At 63.5% G+C, this 12,308-nt stretch carries 11 protein-coding genes; 9 read left to right on the forward strand and 2 right to left on the reverse strand.

Features of this window, described 5'->3' with window-relative positions; all coding sequences use genetic code 11:
• Positions 1-35 precede the first annotated feature (35 nt).
• The 3 genes from ATN37_RS27115 (at position 36) to ATN37_RS27125 (ending at position 3,411) form a co-directional block, all read left to right on the forward strand.
• A complete protein-coding gene (locus ATN37_RS27115) occupies positions 36-1,337 on the forward strand; it encodes an esterase family protein (protein WP_030535234.1) in 1,302 nt (433 codons plus the stop codon).
• A 91-nt stretch (positions 1,338-1,428) separates the two neighbouring features.
• Entirely contained in the window at positions 1,429-2,658 is a 1,230-nt protein-coding gene (locus tag ATN37_RS27120) for an acyl-CoA dehydrogenase family protein (RefSeq protein ID WP_007733810.1), read from the forward strand.
• A gap of 156 nt (positions 2,659-2,814) precedes the next feature.
• The gene (locus tag ATN37_RS27125) at positions 2,815-3,411 is read left to right on the forward strand and encodes a CatB-related O-acetyltransferase (RefSeq protein ID WP_037125853.1); all 597 of its coding nucleotides are present in this window, start codon (positions 2,815-2,817) and stop codon (positions 3,409-3,411) included.
• A gap of 12 nt (positions 3,412-3,423) precedes the next feature.
• On the opposite strand, the gene ATN37_RS27130 is transcribed toward ATN37_RS27125, so the two are convergent.
• Complete coding sequence (locus ATN37_RS27130) at positions 3,424-4,029, reverse strand: hypothetical protein (RefSeq protein ID WP_218695848.1); 606 nt, start codon at positions 4,027-4,029, stop codon at positions 3,424-3,426.
• Positions 4,030-4,096: 67 nt separating this feature from the next.
• On the opposite strand from ATN37_RS27130, the gene ATN37_RS27135 reads away from it, so the two are divergent.
• A complete protein-coding gene (locus ATN37_RS27135; RefSeq protein WP_003939907.1) occupies positions 4,097-4,450 on the forward strand; it encodes a VOC family protein in 354 nt (117 codons plus the stop codon).
• Between the two features lie 73 nt (positions 4,451-4,523).
• On the forward strand, positions 4,524-5,843 hold the full coding sequence (locus tag ATN37_RS27140) for a M18 family aminopeptidase (protein WP_218695850.1): 1,320 nt from the start codon (positions 4,524-4,526) through the stop codon (positions 5,841-5,843).
• A gap of 25 nt (positions 5,844-5,868) precedes the next feature.
• Here the strand turns inward: ATN37_RS27140 and ATN37_RS27145 are convergent, their stop codons facing one another.
• A complete protein-coding gene (locus ATN37_RS27145; protein ID WP_218695851.1) occupies positions 5,869-6,846 on the reverse strand; it encodes a Dyp-type peroxidase in 978 nt (325 codons plus the stop codon).
• 251 nt (positions 6,847-7,097) lie between these two features.
• On the opposite strand from ATN37_RS27145, the gene purL reads away from it, so the two are divergent.
• From purL to ATN37_RS27165, 4 genes are read left to right on the forward strand one after another with little or no spacing between them, the layout of a single operon-like run.
• Positions 7,098-9,386 (forward strand): phosphoribosylformylglycinamidine synthase subunit PurL, encoded by a 2,289-nt coding sequence (purL, locus tag ATN37_RS27150; protein WP_007733819.1) that lies wholly within the window; start codon positions 7,098-7,100, stop codon positions 9,384-9,386.
• Positions 9,387-9,389: 3 nt separating this feature from the next.
• Entirely contained in the window at positions 9,390-11,174 is a 1,785-nt protein-coding gene (locus ATN37_RS27155; RefSeq protein WP_081558360.1) for an alpha/beta-hydrolase family protein, read from the forward strand.
• Complete coding sequence (locus ATN37_RS27160; protein WP_007733821.1) at positions 11,171-11,827, forward strand: CPBP family intramembrane glutamic endopeptidase; 657 nt, start codon at positions 11,171-11,173, stop codon at positions 11,825-11,827. The genes ATN37_RS27155 and ATN37_RS27160 overlap by 4 nt, the downstream gene beginning before the upstream one ends.
• Entirely contained in the window at positions 11,827-12,216 is a 390-nt protein-coding gene (locus ATN37_RS27165; RefSeq protein WP_007733822.1) for a sterol carrier family protein, read from the forward strand. The genes ATN37_RS27160 and ATN37_RS27165 overlap by 1 nt, the downstream gene beginning before the upstream one ends.
• Positions 12,217-12,308: the final 92 nt, after the last annotated feature.

A 12,308-nucleotide genomic window follows, 5' to 3' on the forward strand; every position in this document is an offset into this window, starting at 1 on the left:
GTGCGTGCGACATTTCTACGCGCGAGAGGTTTGACGTGGACTGGCTCTACCGAATCAGTTTGATCTCGGGACCGCTGCCGGTGATCCTGACTGTCCTTGGGGTCCTGGGTGGCGTGTGGCTGCTCGGTTCGAACGTGCGCTGGTACTACCGCAGAGCGGTGCCGATCGCGGGGCTGATTGCGCTGGTGATCATGATCGCCGTGTGGATCACCGTCGAAAAGGTGATCGTGCCGTTCCCCGATCCCATCGAGATGTCGATCTACGTGTGGATCGGTCTCGGTATCTACGCGCTGCTACTTCTCGGGCCGCGAATCAAGGCGGGCGGAACCGTCGCGAAAGCGCTCCTGTCCGTGATCGCGACGGTTCTGGTCGTCATCACTGCCGCGACGCAGATCAATCTGGTTTTCGCCGCGTATCCGACTGTGGGAATTGCGTTCGGACACGACGATTTCGACCGCATCTCACTCAGTGAAGTTCCCGGTCCGACCGATCCTGTTGTCACCGGCGATCCCACCGACACTGTGTGGAAAGCGCCGGAGGGCATGCCGATTCGCGGACGGGTCACGACTTTGCCTGTCCCCGGGACGATTTCAGGATTCTCCGCGCGCGACGCGCAGGTGTATCTGCCGCCGTCGTACTTCACCAATCCGCGTCCGCTTCTTCCCGTGCTCGTGCTCATGGCAGGTCAGCCTGGCAAGCCCGAGGACTGGCTCCAGGGCGGAAAGCTGACCGCGACAATGGATGCCTTTGCACGAGATCACGAGGGGTTGGCTCCAGTCGTCGTGATAGCCGATGGAACAGGGTCGCAGATGGCCAATCCGCTGTGCACCGACTCGTCACAGGGCAAGGTCGGCACGTATCTGGCAAAGGACTTGCCCGCTGCGGTGGCGAATGCGTTCCAGATCGACACGAATCCGCGAGCGTGGGCAATCGGCGGGCTCTCCTACGGTGGCACCTGCTCACTGCAGATGGCGACCAATTACCCCGAGGTGTACCCGACATTCCTCGATCTGTCCGGTCAATTGGAGCCTTCGCTCGGTGACCGACAGCGAACCGTCGACGAGATATTCGGCGGCGACGAAGCGGCGTTCGTGAAGGTGAATCCGATGGACCTGCTGGCGACTCGGAAGTTCCCGAACTCGGGCGGAGTGTTCGTCGTCGGAACAGATGACAATGAGTTCAAGCCCGGTCAGCAAAAGGTGTACGAAGCGGCCAAAGCGGCCGGAATGGACGCCAGGTATCTCGAGCTTCCCGGTGGTCACAGCTTTTCGGTGTGGTCGGCCGGCGTCGAGCAGGAGCTGACGTGGATCTCGCAGCGAATGGGACTGATCAGCTGAATCCTGTTCCGGTTTTGGAACGTGTTCTATATTCGGTGTGTGGCTGTCGTTCGGCAGTCTCTCGATCGTTCACCGACTGGAGTTCAGGCACATGTACGAGTGGTCCGACACCGACCTGATGTTCCGCGACGCCTTGCGGGGCTTTATCGACAAAGAGGTGCGACCTCACGTCGACGAGCTCGAAAGCGGTGCGCTGCCGCCGTTCGACATCATTCGCAAGCTGTACTCGACCTTCGGTCTGGCGGACATGGCACGCGAGGGCCTCGAGAAGTCGCTGGCACGCGAGCGCGGCGATGCGCCCTCCGGTGACGGTGAGAAGTCGAGCGCCTTCAGCGGCGCCGGCAGCATGGGCGTCGTGCTCAACAGCGAATTGGCCGGAGTCAGCCTCGGCCTGGTCGCATCGTTGGGTGTCAGCCTCGGATTGGCCGCCGGAACTATCCGCAGCCGCGGCACACTCGCGCAGAAGGAACGCTGGCTCCCCGGCCTGGTGACATTCGAGACCGTCGGCGCCTGGGCGATCACCGAACCGGACTCCGGCTCGGATGCCTTCGGCGGCATGAAGTCCTACGTACGCCGCGACGGCGACGACTACATTCTCAACGGCAACAAGACCTTCATCACCAACGGTCCGTACGCCGACGTGATGATCGTGTACGCAAAGCTCGACGAGGGCGATGCGTCGGTTGATCGTCGCGATCGCAAGGTGCTCGCCTTCATCCTCGACAAGGGCATGGAGGGTCTCACACAGAGCCCGCCGTTCAAGAAGATGGGCATGAACTCCTCACCCACAGGTGAGCTGTTCTTCGACAACGTCCGCATCACCAAGGACCGTCTGCTCGGCGAGACCGAGGACAGCGGAAAGTCGGACGGCAAATCCAGCGCCAAGGAGAGCTTTGCCGCCGAACGCATCGGCATCGCGTCCCTGTCTCTCGGCATCATCAACGAATGCCACCGTCTGAGTATCGAATACGCGAAGTCCCGCAAACTGTGGGGACGTGAGATCGGGCAGTTCCAGCTCATCCAGCTCAAGCTCGCCGAGATGGAGGTCGCTCGAATCAACGTGCAGAACATGGTCTTCAATGCGATCGAGCGCACCGCAGCCGGAGACAAAGTGAGCCTGGCGGAGGCGTCGGCGATGAAGCTGTACTCCTCGCGCGCAGCGACCGAGGTAGCAATGGAAGCCGTGCAGCTGTTCGGTGGAAACGGCTACATGGCCGAGTACCGAGTCGAGCAGTTGGCGCGTGATGCCAAGTCGCTCATGATCTATGCGGGCAGCAACGAAATTCAGGTCACCCATATCGCCAAGGGTCTCCTGGGCTGACACCGGTACGTTTTCGCTTGTCGGTCGATCGCAGCAGGAACCAGATAGTCTTGCTGCGGTCGGCGACACCGCGCCGACGGATCGGAGTAAGCAGTGAACGCGTCAGATCCCATTGCGTCAGATTTCACTGCGCCGGATCCCACAAATGTTCATCCGATGGCCGGGCAACCGCGAGTGGTGTTGCTGAGGCCGTTGATCGACAACCCGTTGATCGAGGTAGGGGAGTACACCTACTACGACGATCCGGAGTTCGCCGAAGAGTTCGAGACTCGAAACGTGTTGCATCACTACGGTCCCGACAAACTGGTGATCGGCAAGTTCTGCGCCCTGGCCACCGGTGTCACCTTCATCATGAACGGCGCGAACCATCGTATGAACGGTGTCTCCACCTACCCGTTTCCGATCATGGGCGGTGATTGGGCCAGGCACATGGATTTGGTGCAGGATCTGCCGTCACGCGGTGACACCGTCGTCGGGAACGACGTGTGGTTCGGCGGGAACGTGACAGTCATGCCCGGTGTCCGGATCGGTCACGGGTCGATCGTGTCCACTGGCGCCGTCGTAACGCGCGACGTCCCGGACTACGCAATTGTCGGCGGCAACCCGGCAACGGAGATCAAGCGCCGCTTCAGTGCTGAAGACATCGAGAAGTTGGTGCGAATTGCGTGGTGGGACTGGCCGATCGAGAAGATCACCCGCCACGTCCGGGTGATCTCGGACGGGAGTGTCGCGGAACTCGAAGCGGTCGAGTGATCTACCGATCTGCTAGTTCGCTCGAGTGAGCGAGTAGTTCCGGACATAAAGCAGGGCGGCCGCGAGAAGGCCGACGGCAAGACCTGTTGCGGTGAAGGTGATCAGGTTCGGCTCGAGGTCGAAGTGGATGATGGCCGATTCGGGGTAGGGCTTCTGCGGGTCACGAGGTTCGGGAAGGACCACCGAATAGAAGGTGGGCGGCCAGATTCGTCCGACAACGGCGACCGCGAGTCCGTAGGCTGTGCCGAAAGCTGAAAGTGCAAGCGGAAGAGCAAATTTTCTACCGCGTGTGTCACGGGCCAGCCGCCATCCCGTCGCGTTCAGTATCGCCGAGACGGCAACGGCGACAGCGGTTCCGACTGTCAGAAACCACGCAGTTGCGGGGAACCAATGTGGCGCGTCAGAGTAGCTGTAGCCGTCGATCACCCACATGTATCCGGTCTTGCCGTCCTCCATCGGCGGCGGTGGTGGGGGTTGGATTCCGACATGTTCTGTTCGCGTGGATGGCGTGGCAAATCGCCAGGCGAGCACTCCGAGGACGCTCAGGAGTAATCCGGTCGCGATGAAAACTGCGAAGAGTGGTTCTGCAACACGGTCGCGCAGCGTTGTGAGTCGCATTCGACGATCGTCTCATCTCAGCCCGAGATCGAGAGTCTTTGTCGGTGGCTTCCATTAACGTGTGCGCATGACTCTCACACTCGGCATGATCACCTTCGACAGTCTCGATCCCGGTCCGCTCGCAACGTGGTGGGCAGCGCAGTTGGGCGGAAACATCGTCGAGGAAAACGACGGTTGGTTCTACATCGTCTCGGTCCCTGACAGCGCCACCAACTTCGCATTCCAGAAGGTCCCGGACCCCACCGCCGGCAAGAATCGCATCCATCTCGATTTGGGGAGTCCGGATCTCGACGCCGAGGTGGCGCGGCTCGTCGAGGCCGGAGCAACTGAGCACCACCGCGAAAACATGGACGGTTTCCGCTGGGTGACGCTCCTCGATCCTGATGGGAATCAGTTCTGCGTGTCCGGTCCTCACGCCTGAGCTAACCGATTCTGTGCTCACCTGATTCGTGGCCACTGATATCCCGGACACCTGTTCGGGCATGATGAGAGGCATGACTTCTCAGACTTCTCGGACGGCTCGGGCCGGGGCGGCTTCTCCGACCGGGGCCGACGCAGACGGCTTGTGCAGCTTCGTCGATTCGTCACCGTCGCCGTTCCATGTGTGCGCGACGGTGGCGACCGAGCTGACGGCCGGCGGGTTCGTCGAAGTCCACGAAACGCAGTCGTGGCCAGCCGAGCCCGGACGGTACTTCCTCGTGCGAGGCGGTTCGCTGATCGCCTGGAGCACCGAGGGCGTGGGAAACACCGCTCCGTTCCGGATTGTCGGAGGTCATACCGACAGCCCGAACCTGCGGGTCAAACAGCATCCCGACCTCACTTCGGCCGGGTGGCAGATGGTGGGCCTCGAACCGTATGGCGGTGCGTGGCTGAACTCCTGGCTCGACCGCGATCTCGGTATCTCCGGCCGATTGAGTGTCCGGGTGGGAAACACTGTGGAGCAGAAGCTGGTTCGCATCGACGACCCGATTCTTCGTGTTCCGCAGCTGGCTATCCACCTGTCCGAAGATCGCAAGGGTGTGACGCTGGATCCGCAGCGGCACGTCAACGGAATCTGGGGCGTGGGTTCGAAGCCCAAGTCGTTCATCGGCTTTGTCGCCGAGCGTGCGGGTGTAGCCGCGTCGTCGGTTCTCGGCTGGGAATTGATGACACACGACCTTGCGCCCAGCGCAGTCGTGGGGGTGGACAAGGAATTGGTCAGCGCCCCCAGGCTCGACAATCAGGGCACGTGTTATGCAGGGACACAAGCACTTTTGGCCGCGGCTGAGTCGCCCGGTCAGCAGGTCCCAGTGCTTGCTCTCTTCGATCATGAAGAGGTCGGCAGCATGTCCGATCGCGGAGCTTTCTCGGACCTGCTGAACACCGTGCTCGAGCGGATCGTGTTGGGACGCGGTGGTGGCCGCGAAGAATTCCTGCAGGCGATGGCCGGCTCGGTATGCGCGTCGGGCGACATGGCACACGCGACGCACCCCAATTACCCGGACCGCCACGAGCCCGCTCATCGGATCGAGATCAACGGTGGGCCGGTACTCAAGGTGAACCAGAACCTGCGCTACGCCACCGATGCGGCCGGTGCCGGCGAATTCGCGCTCGCGTGCGATCAGGCGGGAGTGCCGATGCAGCGCTACGTCCACCGCGCCGATTTGCCGTGCGGCTCCACCATCGGACCGATCACGGCATCACGCACCGGACTGTCCACCGTCGACGTCGGCGCGCCTCAGCTCGCGATGCACTCTGCCCGCGAGCTGATGGGCGCGGCAGATGTCCGCATGTATGCCGACGCGCTCGGTGCGTTCCTCACGCCGCGTAGTTAGAGGGTGGGTAGCTGGGAGCGGGCAGTCAAACGGCTGAGAGCCCAGCGGGTGTAGCCGGTAGATCCTCGAAGAAGTCGGCGCTCGGAGTGAAGAACATCGAGCCCGTCACGGCCGTCGAGAAATCGAGCAGACGGTCGTAATTGCCGCGAGGGTTGCCGAGAAACATGTTCTCGAGCATCCGTTCGGTGATCGCCGGCGTGCGGCAGTAGCCGATGAAAAAGGTGCCGATCTCGTCGTCACCGAGGCGCCCGTACGGCATGTTGGCACGCAGGATCTCGAGAGCCTTGCCGTTCTCGTCCTTGATTGCGTTGAGGGCTACGTGCGAGTTGGCCGGCTTCACTTCGGACGTCATCTCGATGTCCTCGAGCTTGCTGCGTCCGATCACACGTTCCTGCTCGTCGACGGTGATTGCTTCCCAGTCCCGCATCTTGTGGACGTAGCGCTGGATATGGACGTAGCTTCCTCCGGTGAACGCAGGATCTTCGTCTCCGACAGTCACGGCGGCGACGGCGTCGCGGCCCACCGGATTCTCGGTGCCGTCGACGAAGCCGATGAGGTCGCGGTTCTCGAAGTACTGGAAGCCGTGAACCTCGTCGACCACCGTGGCTGCGCCGTGCAGTCGCTTCGTGATCTGCCGAGCCACCTCGAAACACGCATCCATGCTCATCGCGCGGATGTGGAAGAGCAGATCGCCGGGAGTCGACGGCGCCGAGTGAACGTCACCCTGTAGAGCGGCGAACGGGTGCAGTAGCGCGGGGCGCGGACCGGCGAACAGTCGATCCCAAACCGACGAACCGATGCTTGTCACCACATCCAAACCTGATCCGGGGACGCGCAGCCCCACGGCGCGCTGCAGGCCGGCGACGTCGGCGAGTAGTTCTCGTGTGGTGTTCTCGCCACCCGGATTCACGGTCGCGACCAGGAAAATCGCAGCCGGAGTGAGGGGAGTGGTCACCGACTGGGACTGTGCCGTGAGGTCGGACTGACGAACATCCTGGGGCATGCGAGGCCTTTCGAGGGAGGAGAGTGGGCCAGCCCTGACTTTAGGAAAACCGACCGGATCACCCAACCGGGGCGGGTGTGACGGGCGATACTTCGCAGGCCCGGAGGTGTTGCGGGTGCTGCCGTCTGCGGAAGTCGTCGGCCCACACCGATAGACTGTCCCCCGGCACGTTCTTTCGTTGGGCACATTCGTGGTGTCCCGCTCCGCGCCGGCTTGCCTCTTGACTCCCGTAGGGAAGGGACCACTCTCCAGTGTCTGCTCACCAGGTCGATACCGTCACGCACGCATCGGCTGATCCCGATGCCGCTCAGCCGTTCAAGGAGCTCGGTCTCAAGGACGACGAATACGCACGCATCAAGGAGATCCTGGGCCGCCGTCCCACGGACGCCGAACTGGCGATGTACTCGGTGATGTGGAGCGAGCACTGCTCGTACAAGTCCTCGAAGGTCCACCTCGGATACTTCGGCAAGACCACCACCGACGAGATGCGCGCCAACATGCTGGCCGGCATCGGTGAGAACGCCGGCGTCGTCGACATCGGTGACGGCTGGGCAGTCACGTTCAAGGTCGAGAGCCACAACCACCCGTCGTACGTCGAGCCCTACCAGGGTGCGGCGACCGGTGTCGGCGGCATCGTCCGCGACATCATGGCCATGGGTGCTCGTCCGATCGCCGTCATGGATCAGCTTCGGTTCGGTGCTGCTGACGCCCCCGATACCCGTCGCGTCGTCGACGGTGTCGTGCGTGGTGTCGGTGGATACGGAAACTCCCTCGGCCTGCCGAACATCGGCGGCGAGACGGTCTTCGACGAGTCCTATGCAGGTAACCCGCTGGTCAACGCCCTCGCTGCCGGCGTCATGCGCGTCGAGGATCTGCATCTGGCCTTCGCTTCGGGTGCAGGCAACAAGATCATTCTGTTCGGTGCTCGCACCGGTCTCGACGGAATCGGCGGCGTCTCGGTCCTCGCGTCGGCGACGTTCGACGACGAGGGTGGAGACACCGGCGGACGTAAGAAGCTGCCCGCGGTTCAGGTCGGCGACCCGTTCACCGAGAAGGTGCTCATCGAGTGCTGTCTCGACCTCTACAAGGCCGGCCTCGTCGTCGGCATCCAGGACCTCGGCGGCGCCGGGCTGTCCTGCGCCACCTCCGAGCTGGCTGCGGCCGGCGACGGCGGCATGCACATCAACCTCGAGAAGGTTCCGATGCGCGCCACCGGAATGACCCCGGCCGAGGTGCTCTCGAGCGAATCGCAGGAGCGCATGTGCGCCGTGGTCACGCCCGAGAACGTCGATGCGTTCATGGAGGTCTGCAAGAAGTGGGACGTCCTGGCCACCGACATCGGCGAGGTCACCGACGGTGAGCACCTCACCATCTCCTGGCACGGCGAGACCGTCGTCGACGTTCCCCCGCGCACCGTCGCGCACGAGGGTCCGGTTTACCACCGCCCCGTCGAGCGTCCGGCAACGCAGGATGCCTTGATCGCGAATACGACTGCCGGACTGAAGCGTCCCGAAACCGACGCCGAGCTCGAAGCGACCCTGCTGAAGATGATCGCCTCGCCTGCCCTGTGCAGCCGCAAGTGGATCACCGAGCAGTACGACCGCTACGTCCGCGGAAACACCGTCCTGGCCGAGAACGCCGACGGCGGTGTCATCCGCATCGACGAGAAGACCGGACGCGGGATCGCACTGTCCACCGACGCTTCGGGCCGCTACACCGCGCTCGACCCGTACACCGGTGCGCAGCTCGCGTTGGCCGAGGCTTTCCGCAACGTGGCAGTCACGGGCGCAACGCCCAAGGCCGTCTCCAACTGCCTGAACTTCGGTTCTCCCGAGGACCCGGGTGTCATGTGGCAGTTCCAGCAGGCCGTTCGCGGCCTTGCCGACGGCTGCGCCACCCTCGGCATCCCCGTCACCGGCGGCAACGTCAGCTTCTACAACCAGACCGGATCCACGGCAATCCTGCCGACGCCGGTGGTTGCCGTCCTCGGTGTGATCGACGACGTTCACCGCCGCATCCCGACGGGCCTCGGACTCGAGCCCGGCGAGACGCTGATCCTGCTCGGCGAGACCCACGACGAGTTCGACGGTTCCATCTGGTCGCAGGTCGAGCACGGTCACCTCGGTGGCGTGCCGCCGAAGGTCGACCTCGCCCGTGAGCAACTGCTCGCCGACATTCTGCTCGCCTCTTCGCGTGACGGTCTCGTCACCGCGGCCCACGACCTCTCCGAGGGTGGACTGGCCCAGGCTGTCGTCGAAGCCGCGCTGGCCGGCGAAACCGGTTGCCGCATCCTGATTCCCGAGGGCGCAGATCCGTTCGTGACCCTGTTCTCGGAATCGTCGGGACGCGTCCTCGTTGCAGTTCCGCGTACCGAGGAGACTCGTTTCACCGGTATGTGCACCGCCCGCGGCTTGCCGTGGACGCGTATCGGGGTCGTCGACGAGGGCAGCGACTCCGTCGAGGTCCAGGGACACTTCTCCGTCACGATGGCCAAGCTCCGTGAGGCCTTCGAGGGAACGCTGCCCGCACTGTTCGGGTGATAGATGGTCGATTCCGGAGAACTGACTTCTTCTGACAGCCAGCCGCAGGAACACCACCTGCGGCTGGCTGTTCCCGCACCCCTCGAGAAGCTCGACAACCGCTTCACCGAGTGGGCGTGGGGGCTCCTCAAACTCGACTTCACCGGCATCGCGTTTGCCGCGTTCTTCTTCTGCTGGTCGTTGACCCCTTCGCTGTTGCCGCGCGATTGGCTTTTCCAAGGTCTGATCGGCGGAATCAACTCGGCCATCGGCTACGGCGTCGGTACTGCGATCGGTTGGGCTGTCGAGCGATACCTGCTCAGCGGGCGACGGTGGTGGCCACTGCCCGAGCCGGTGCCTTCCGCGATCAAGGTCTTCGTTCCGGTCGCGTCCATCGTCGCGGCGATCATCATGCTGGTCTACGCGGCCGGGTGGCAACGTGAAATCGCGGCACTGACCGATGCCGAAGGCACGACCACTTCCGGCTACATCCGAACCCTCGGACTGAGCCTGCTCGTCGGTGGCCTGCTCATCTCGATCTGGCGGGTCCTCCACGATCTGGTGAAACTGATTGCCCGACAGCTGATGCGGCGGTTCCACTGGTCACGGTCGGTGGCCAATGGCGTCGGTGCCCTGGTTGTCACCGTCCTGTTCTTCATGCTGGTCGACGGCGTCCTGGTCCGCGGAATCTATGCAGCGACCAACTCGATCTTCAGTCTGCAGAACTCGACCACTCGCGACGGCGTCGTCGAACCGCAGGATCCGATGAAATCGGGTAGCCCCGAATCAGCCGCTCCCTGGGACACATTGGGGTTCGAGGGACGAAACTTCGTCTCGCGCGGACTCGACGCGCAGGAACTCGAAGCGGCAACCGGTAAGCCTGCGATGGATCCGATTCGCGTATATGCCGGACTTGAAAGCGCCGAAGATCCCGAAGAGCGTATGGATCTGGTCATCAAGGAGCTGGAGCGAACCGGCGCCTTCCAACGCAAGGTCCTCGTGGTCATTCCGACGACGGGTACGGGGTGGGTCAATCCCACTGCGGCACAGGCAATCGAACTTGTGCATGACGGCGACACTGCTCTTGTCGCCAGCCAGTACTCGTACCTGCCGAGTTGGATCTCGTTCCTCGCCGACCAGGAGAAGGCGCAAGCTGCCGGACGCCTGTTGATCGAGCGGGTACACGAAAGATGGCTCCAGGAACCGGAAGCCACCAGGCCGAAGTTGATGGTCTACGGCGAGAGCCTCGGCGTCATGGCCGGCGCCGGAGCCTTCGACACACTGCAGGCGGCACGCGATACCGCCGACGGAATTCTGTGGGTTGGCCCACCGAACGCGACGCAGTTGTGGCGTTCGATCGAGAAGAGGCGCGATCCAGGCACTCCCGAAGTAGCTCCTGTCTACGCGGACGGCTTGGCCGGTGTGCGGTTCGCGGATCGCTCCGAAGACATTCCGACCGACGGGATGACGTGGCCGCAGCCGCGGGTTCTGTTTGTCCAGCACCCTTCCGATCCAGTGGTGTGGTGGTCACCCGACCTCATGTTCAATCGGCCCGAGTGGCTCAAGGAAGTACCGGGATTCGACCGCTCGCCGTCGATGAAGTGGTTCCCGGTCGTGACGTTCTGGCAGGTGTCTGCAGACCTCGGTAACGCCGCGGGAGTTCCGGACGGCCATGGTCACAATTACGGAACCTCCGTTCTGGACGCCTGGATCAGCGTTGCCCAGCCCGAGGGATGGACGGCCGCAGAAACCGAGCGGGTGCGATCGGCTTTGGTTGTCGCCGTGAAATCAGAGGGCCCCGAGAAGTGAGGGGAGTCGCCTCGATCGCGCTCTCCGCTACCGCGATCACCTGGAGCAACGTCGTGCTTCCGGCATTCGGTCTTTCGCCTCGTGCCCGCGCCGTGGTCAACACCGCGGCCGGTCTGTCGGCGATCGGAGTCCTACTCGCACGTGGTTACACCCGCGAGGAACTCGGCTTGGCGCACACCGGCATTCGTGGTGGTGCTCAGTTCGGCGGAGCCGCGGCGGGGGCGGTCCTCACCGGCTACAGCGTCGCTTTGGCCGTTCCGTCCTTGCGCGCGACTCTCGCTGCCGACGAGCGAGCAGACGGCCGCGAAGACTTCCTCGAATGGATCATCCTGCACATCCCGTTCGGGACGGTGCTCTCCGAGGAACTGTTGTTCCGTAGCGCGATGTCGGCCGTCTGGAGCCGCGAACTGAACAGGCCGACCGCGCAGGCTGTTCACGCACTGACCTTCGGGCTGTGGCACGTCGCCCCCGCCCGCGGTGCCGGCGACAACGTTCCCGCAGCCGTGGCGTTCACCGGCGCTTCGGCATTGCTGTTCGAGTGGCTGCACCGCCGTGGCGGCAGCGTACTTGCCCCCGCCCTGCTGCACCTGGCCACGAATGCCGGTGGCGCACTTGCCGTTCGTATCGCTACTCGCAGACAGGGAGTGAACTGATGCCGCCCCGCCGCGCCGTCGACCCCGCCGAATTTCGTGCCGCCGTCCTGGCCGTCGGCCCGTGGCTTCGAGATCCGGAACTGCCGAAGCCTTCGCGCAGTGAACTCGGTGCGGCAGTGAAGATGAGTGCGCGCACTCTCGAACAGATCGCCCCCGGATCGAGCGTCGAGGTGCGGGTCCCACCGTTTGTTGCGGTGCAATGCATCGAAGGTCCGCGTCACACGCGCGGAACCCCGCCCAACGTCGTCGAGACGGACGCTCGGACGTGGTTGCAGATGGTCACCGGACTGCTCGAGTTCTCCGAGGCCTCAGGTGACGGACGAGTCGACGCCTCAGGTAGCCGCGCTCCCGAAATTGCGCACTGGCTCCCACTGCTGCGGTTGACCTAGCAACAGAGGGGTTGGCGTAGTGACAGAGTGGTTGACGCAGTAACAGAGAGAGACCATCCGGTTCGCTTCGGCGTGATCTGAGACCCAAGGCA

Origin of the sequence: Rhodococcus sp. MH15, from assembly GCF_019266045.1 — a bacterium.
In the GTDB taxonomy this organism is placed as follows: Bacteria; Actinomycetota; Actinomycetes; order Mycobacteriales; family Mycobacteriaceae; genus Rhodococcus_F; species Rhodococcus_F qingshengii.

Excerpts from the sequence above, each read along its gene's own strand:
- ATN37_RS27120 (WP_007733810.1), top strand. The coding sequence starts at position 1,429 with ATGTACGAGTGGTCCGACACCGACCTGATGTTCCGCGACGCCTTGCGG.
- ATN37_RS27125 (WP_037125853.1), top strand. The coding sequence starts at position 2,815 with ATGGCCGGGCAACCGCGAGTGGTGTTGCTGAGGCCGTTGATCGACAAC.
- ATN37_RS27130 (WP_218695848.1), bottom strand. The coding sequence starts at position 4,029 with ATGCGACTCACAACGCTGCGCGACCGTGTTGCAGAACCACTCTTCGCA.
- ATN37_RS27135 (WP_003939907.1), top strand. The coding sequence starts at position 4,097 with ATGACTCTCACACTCGGCATGATCACCTTCGACAGTCTCGATCCCGGT.
- ATN37_RS27140 (WP_218695850.1), top strand. The coding sequence starts at position 4,524 with ATGACTTCTCAGACTTCTCGGACGGCTCGGGCCGGGGCGGCTTCTCCG.
- ATN37_RS27145 (WP_218695851.1), bottom strand. The coding sequence starts at position 6,846 with ATGCCCCAGGATGTTCGTCAGTCCGACCTCACGGCACAGTCCCAGTCG.
- ATN37_RS27155 (WP_081558360.1), top strand. The coding sequence starts at position 9,390 with ATGGTCGATTCCGGAGAACTGACTTCTTCTGACAGCCAGCCGCAGGAA.
- ATN37_RS27165 (WP_007733822.1), top strand. The coding sequence starts at position 11,827 with ATGCCGCCCCGCCGCGCCGTCGACCCCGCCGAATTTCGTGCCGCCGTC.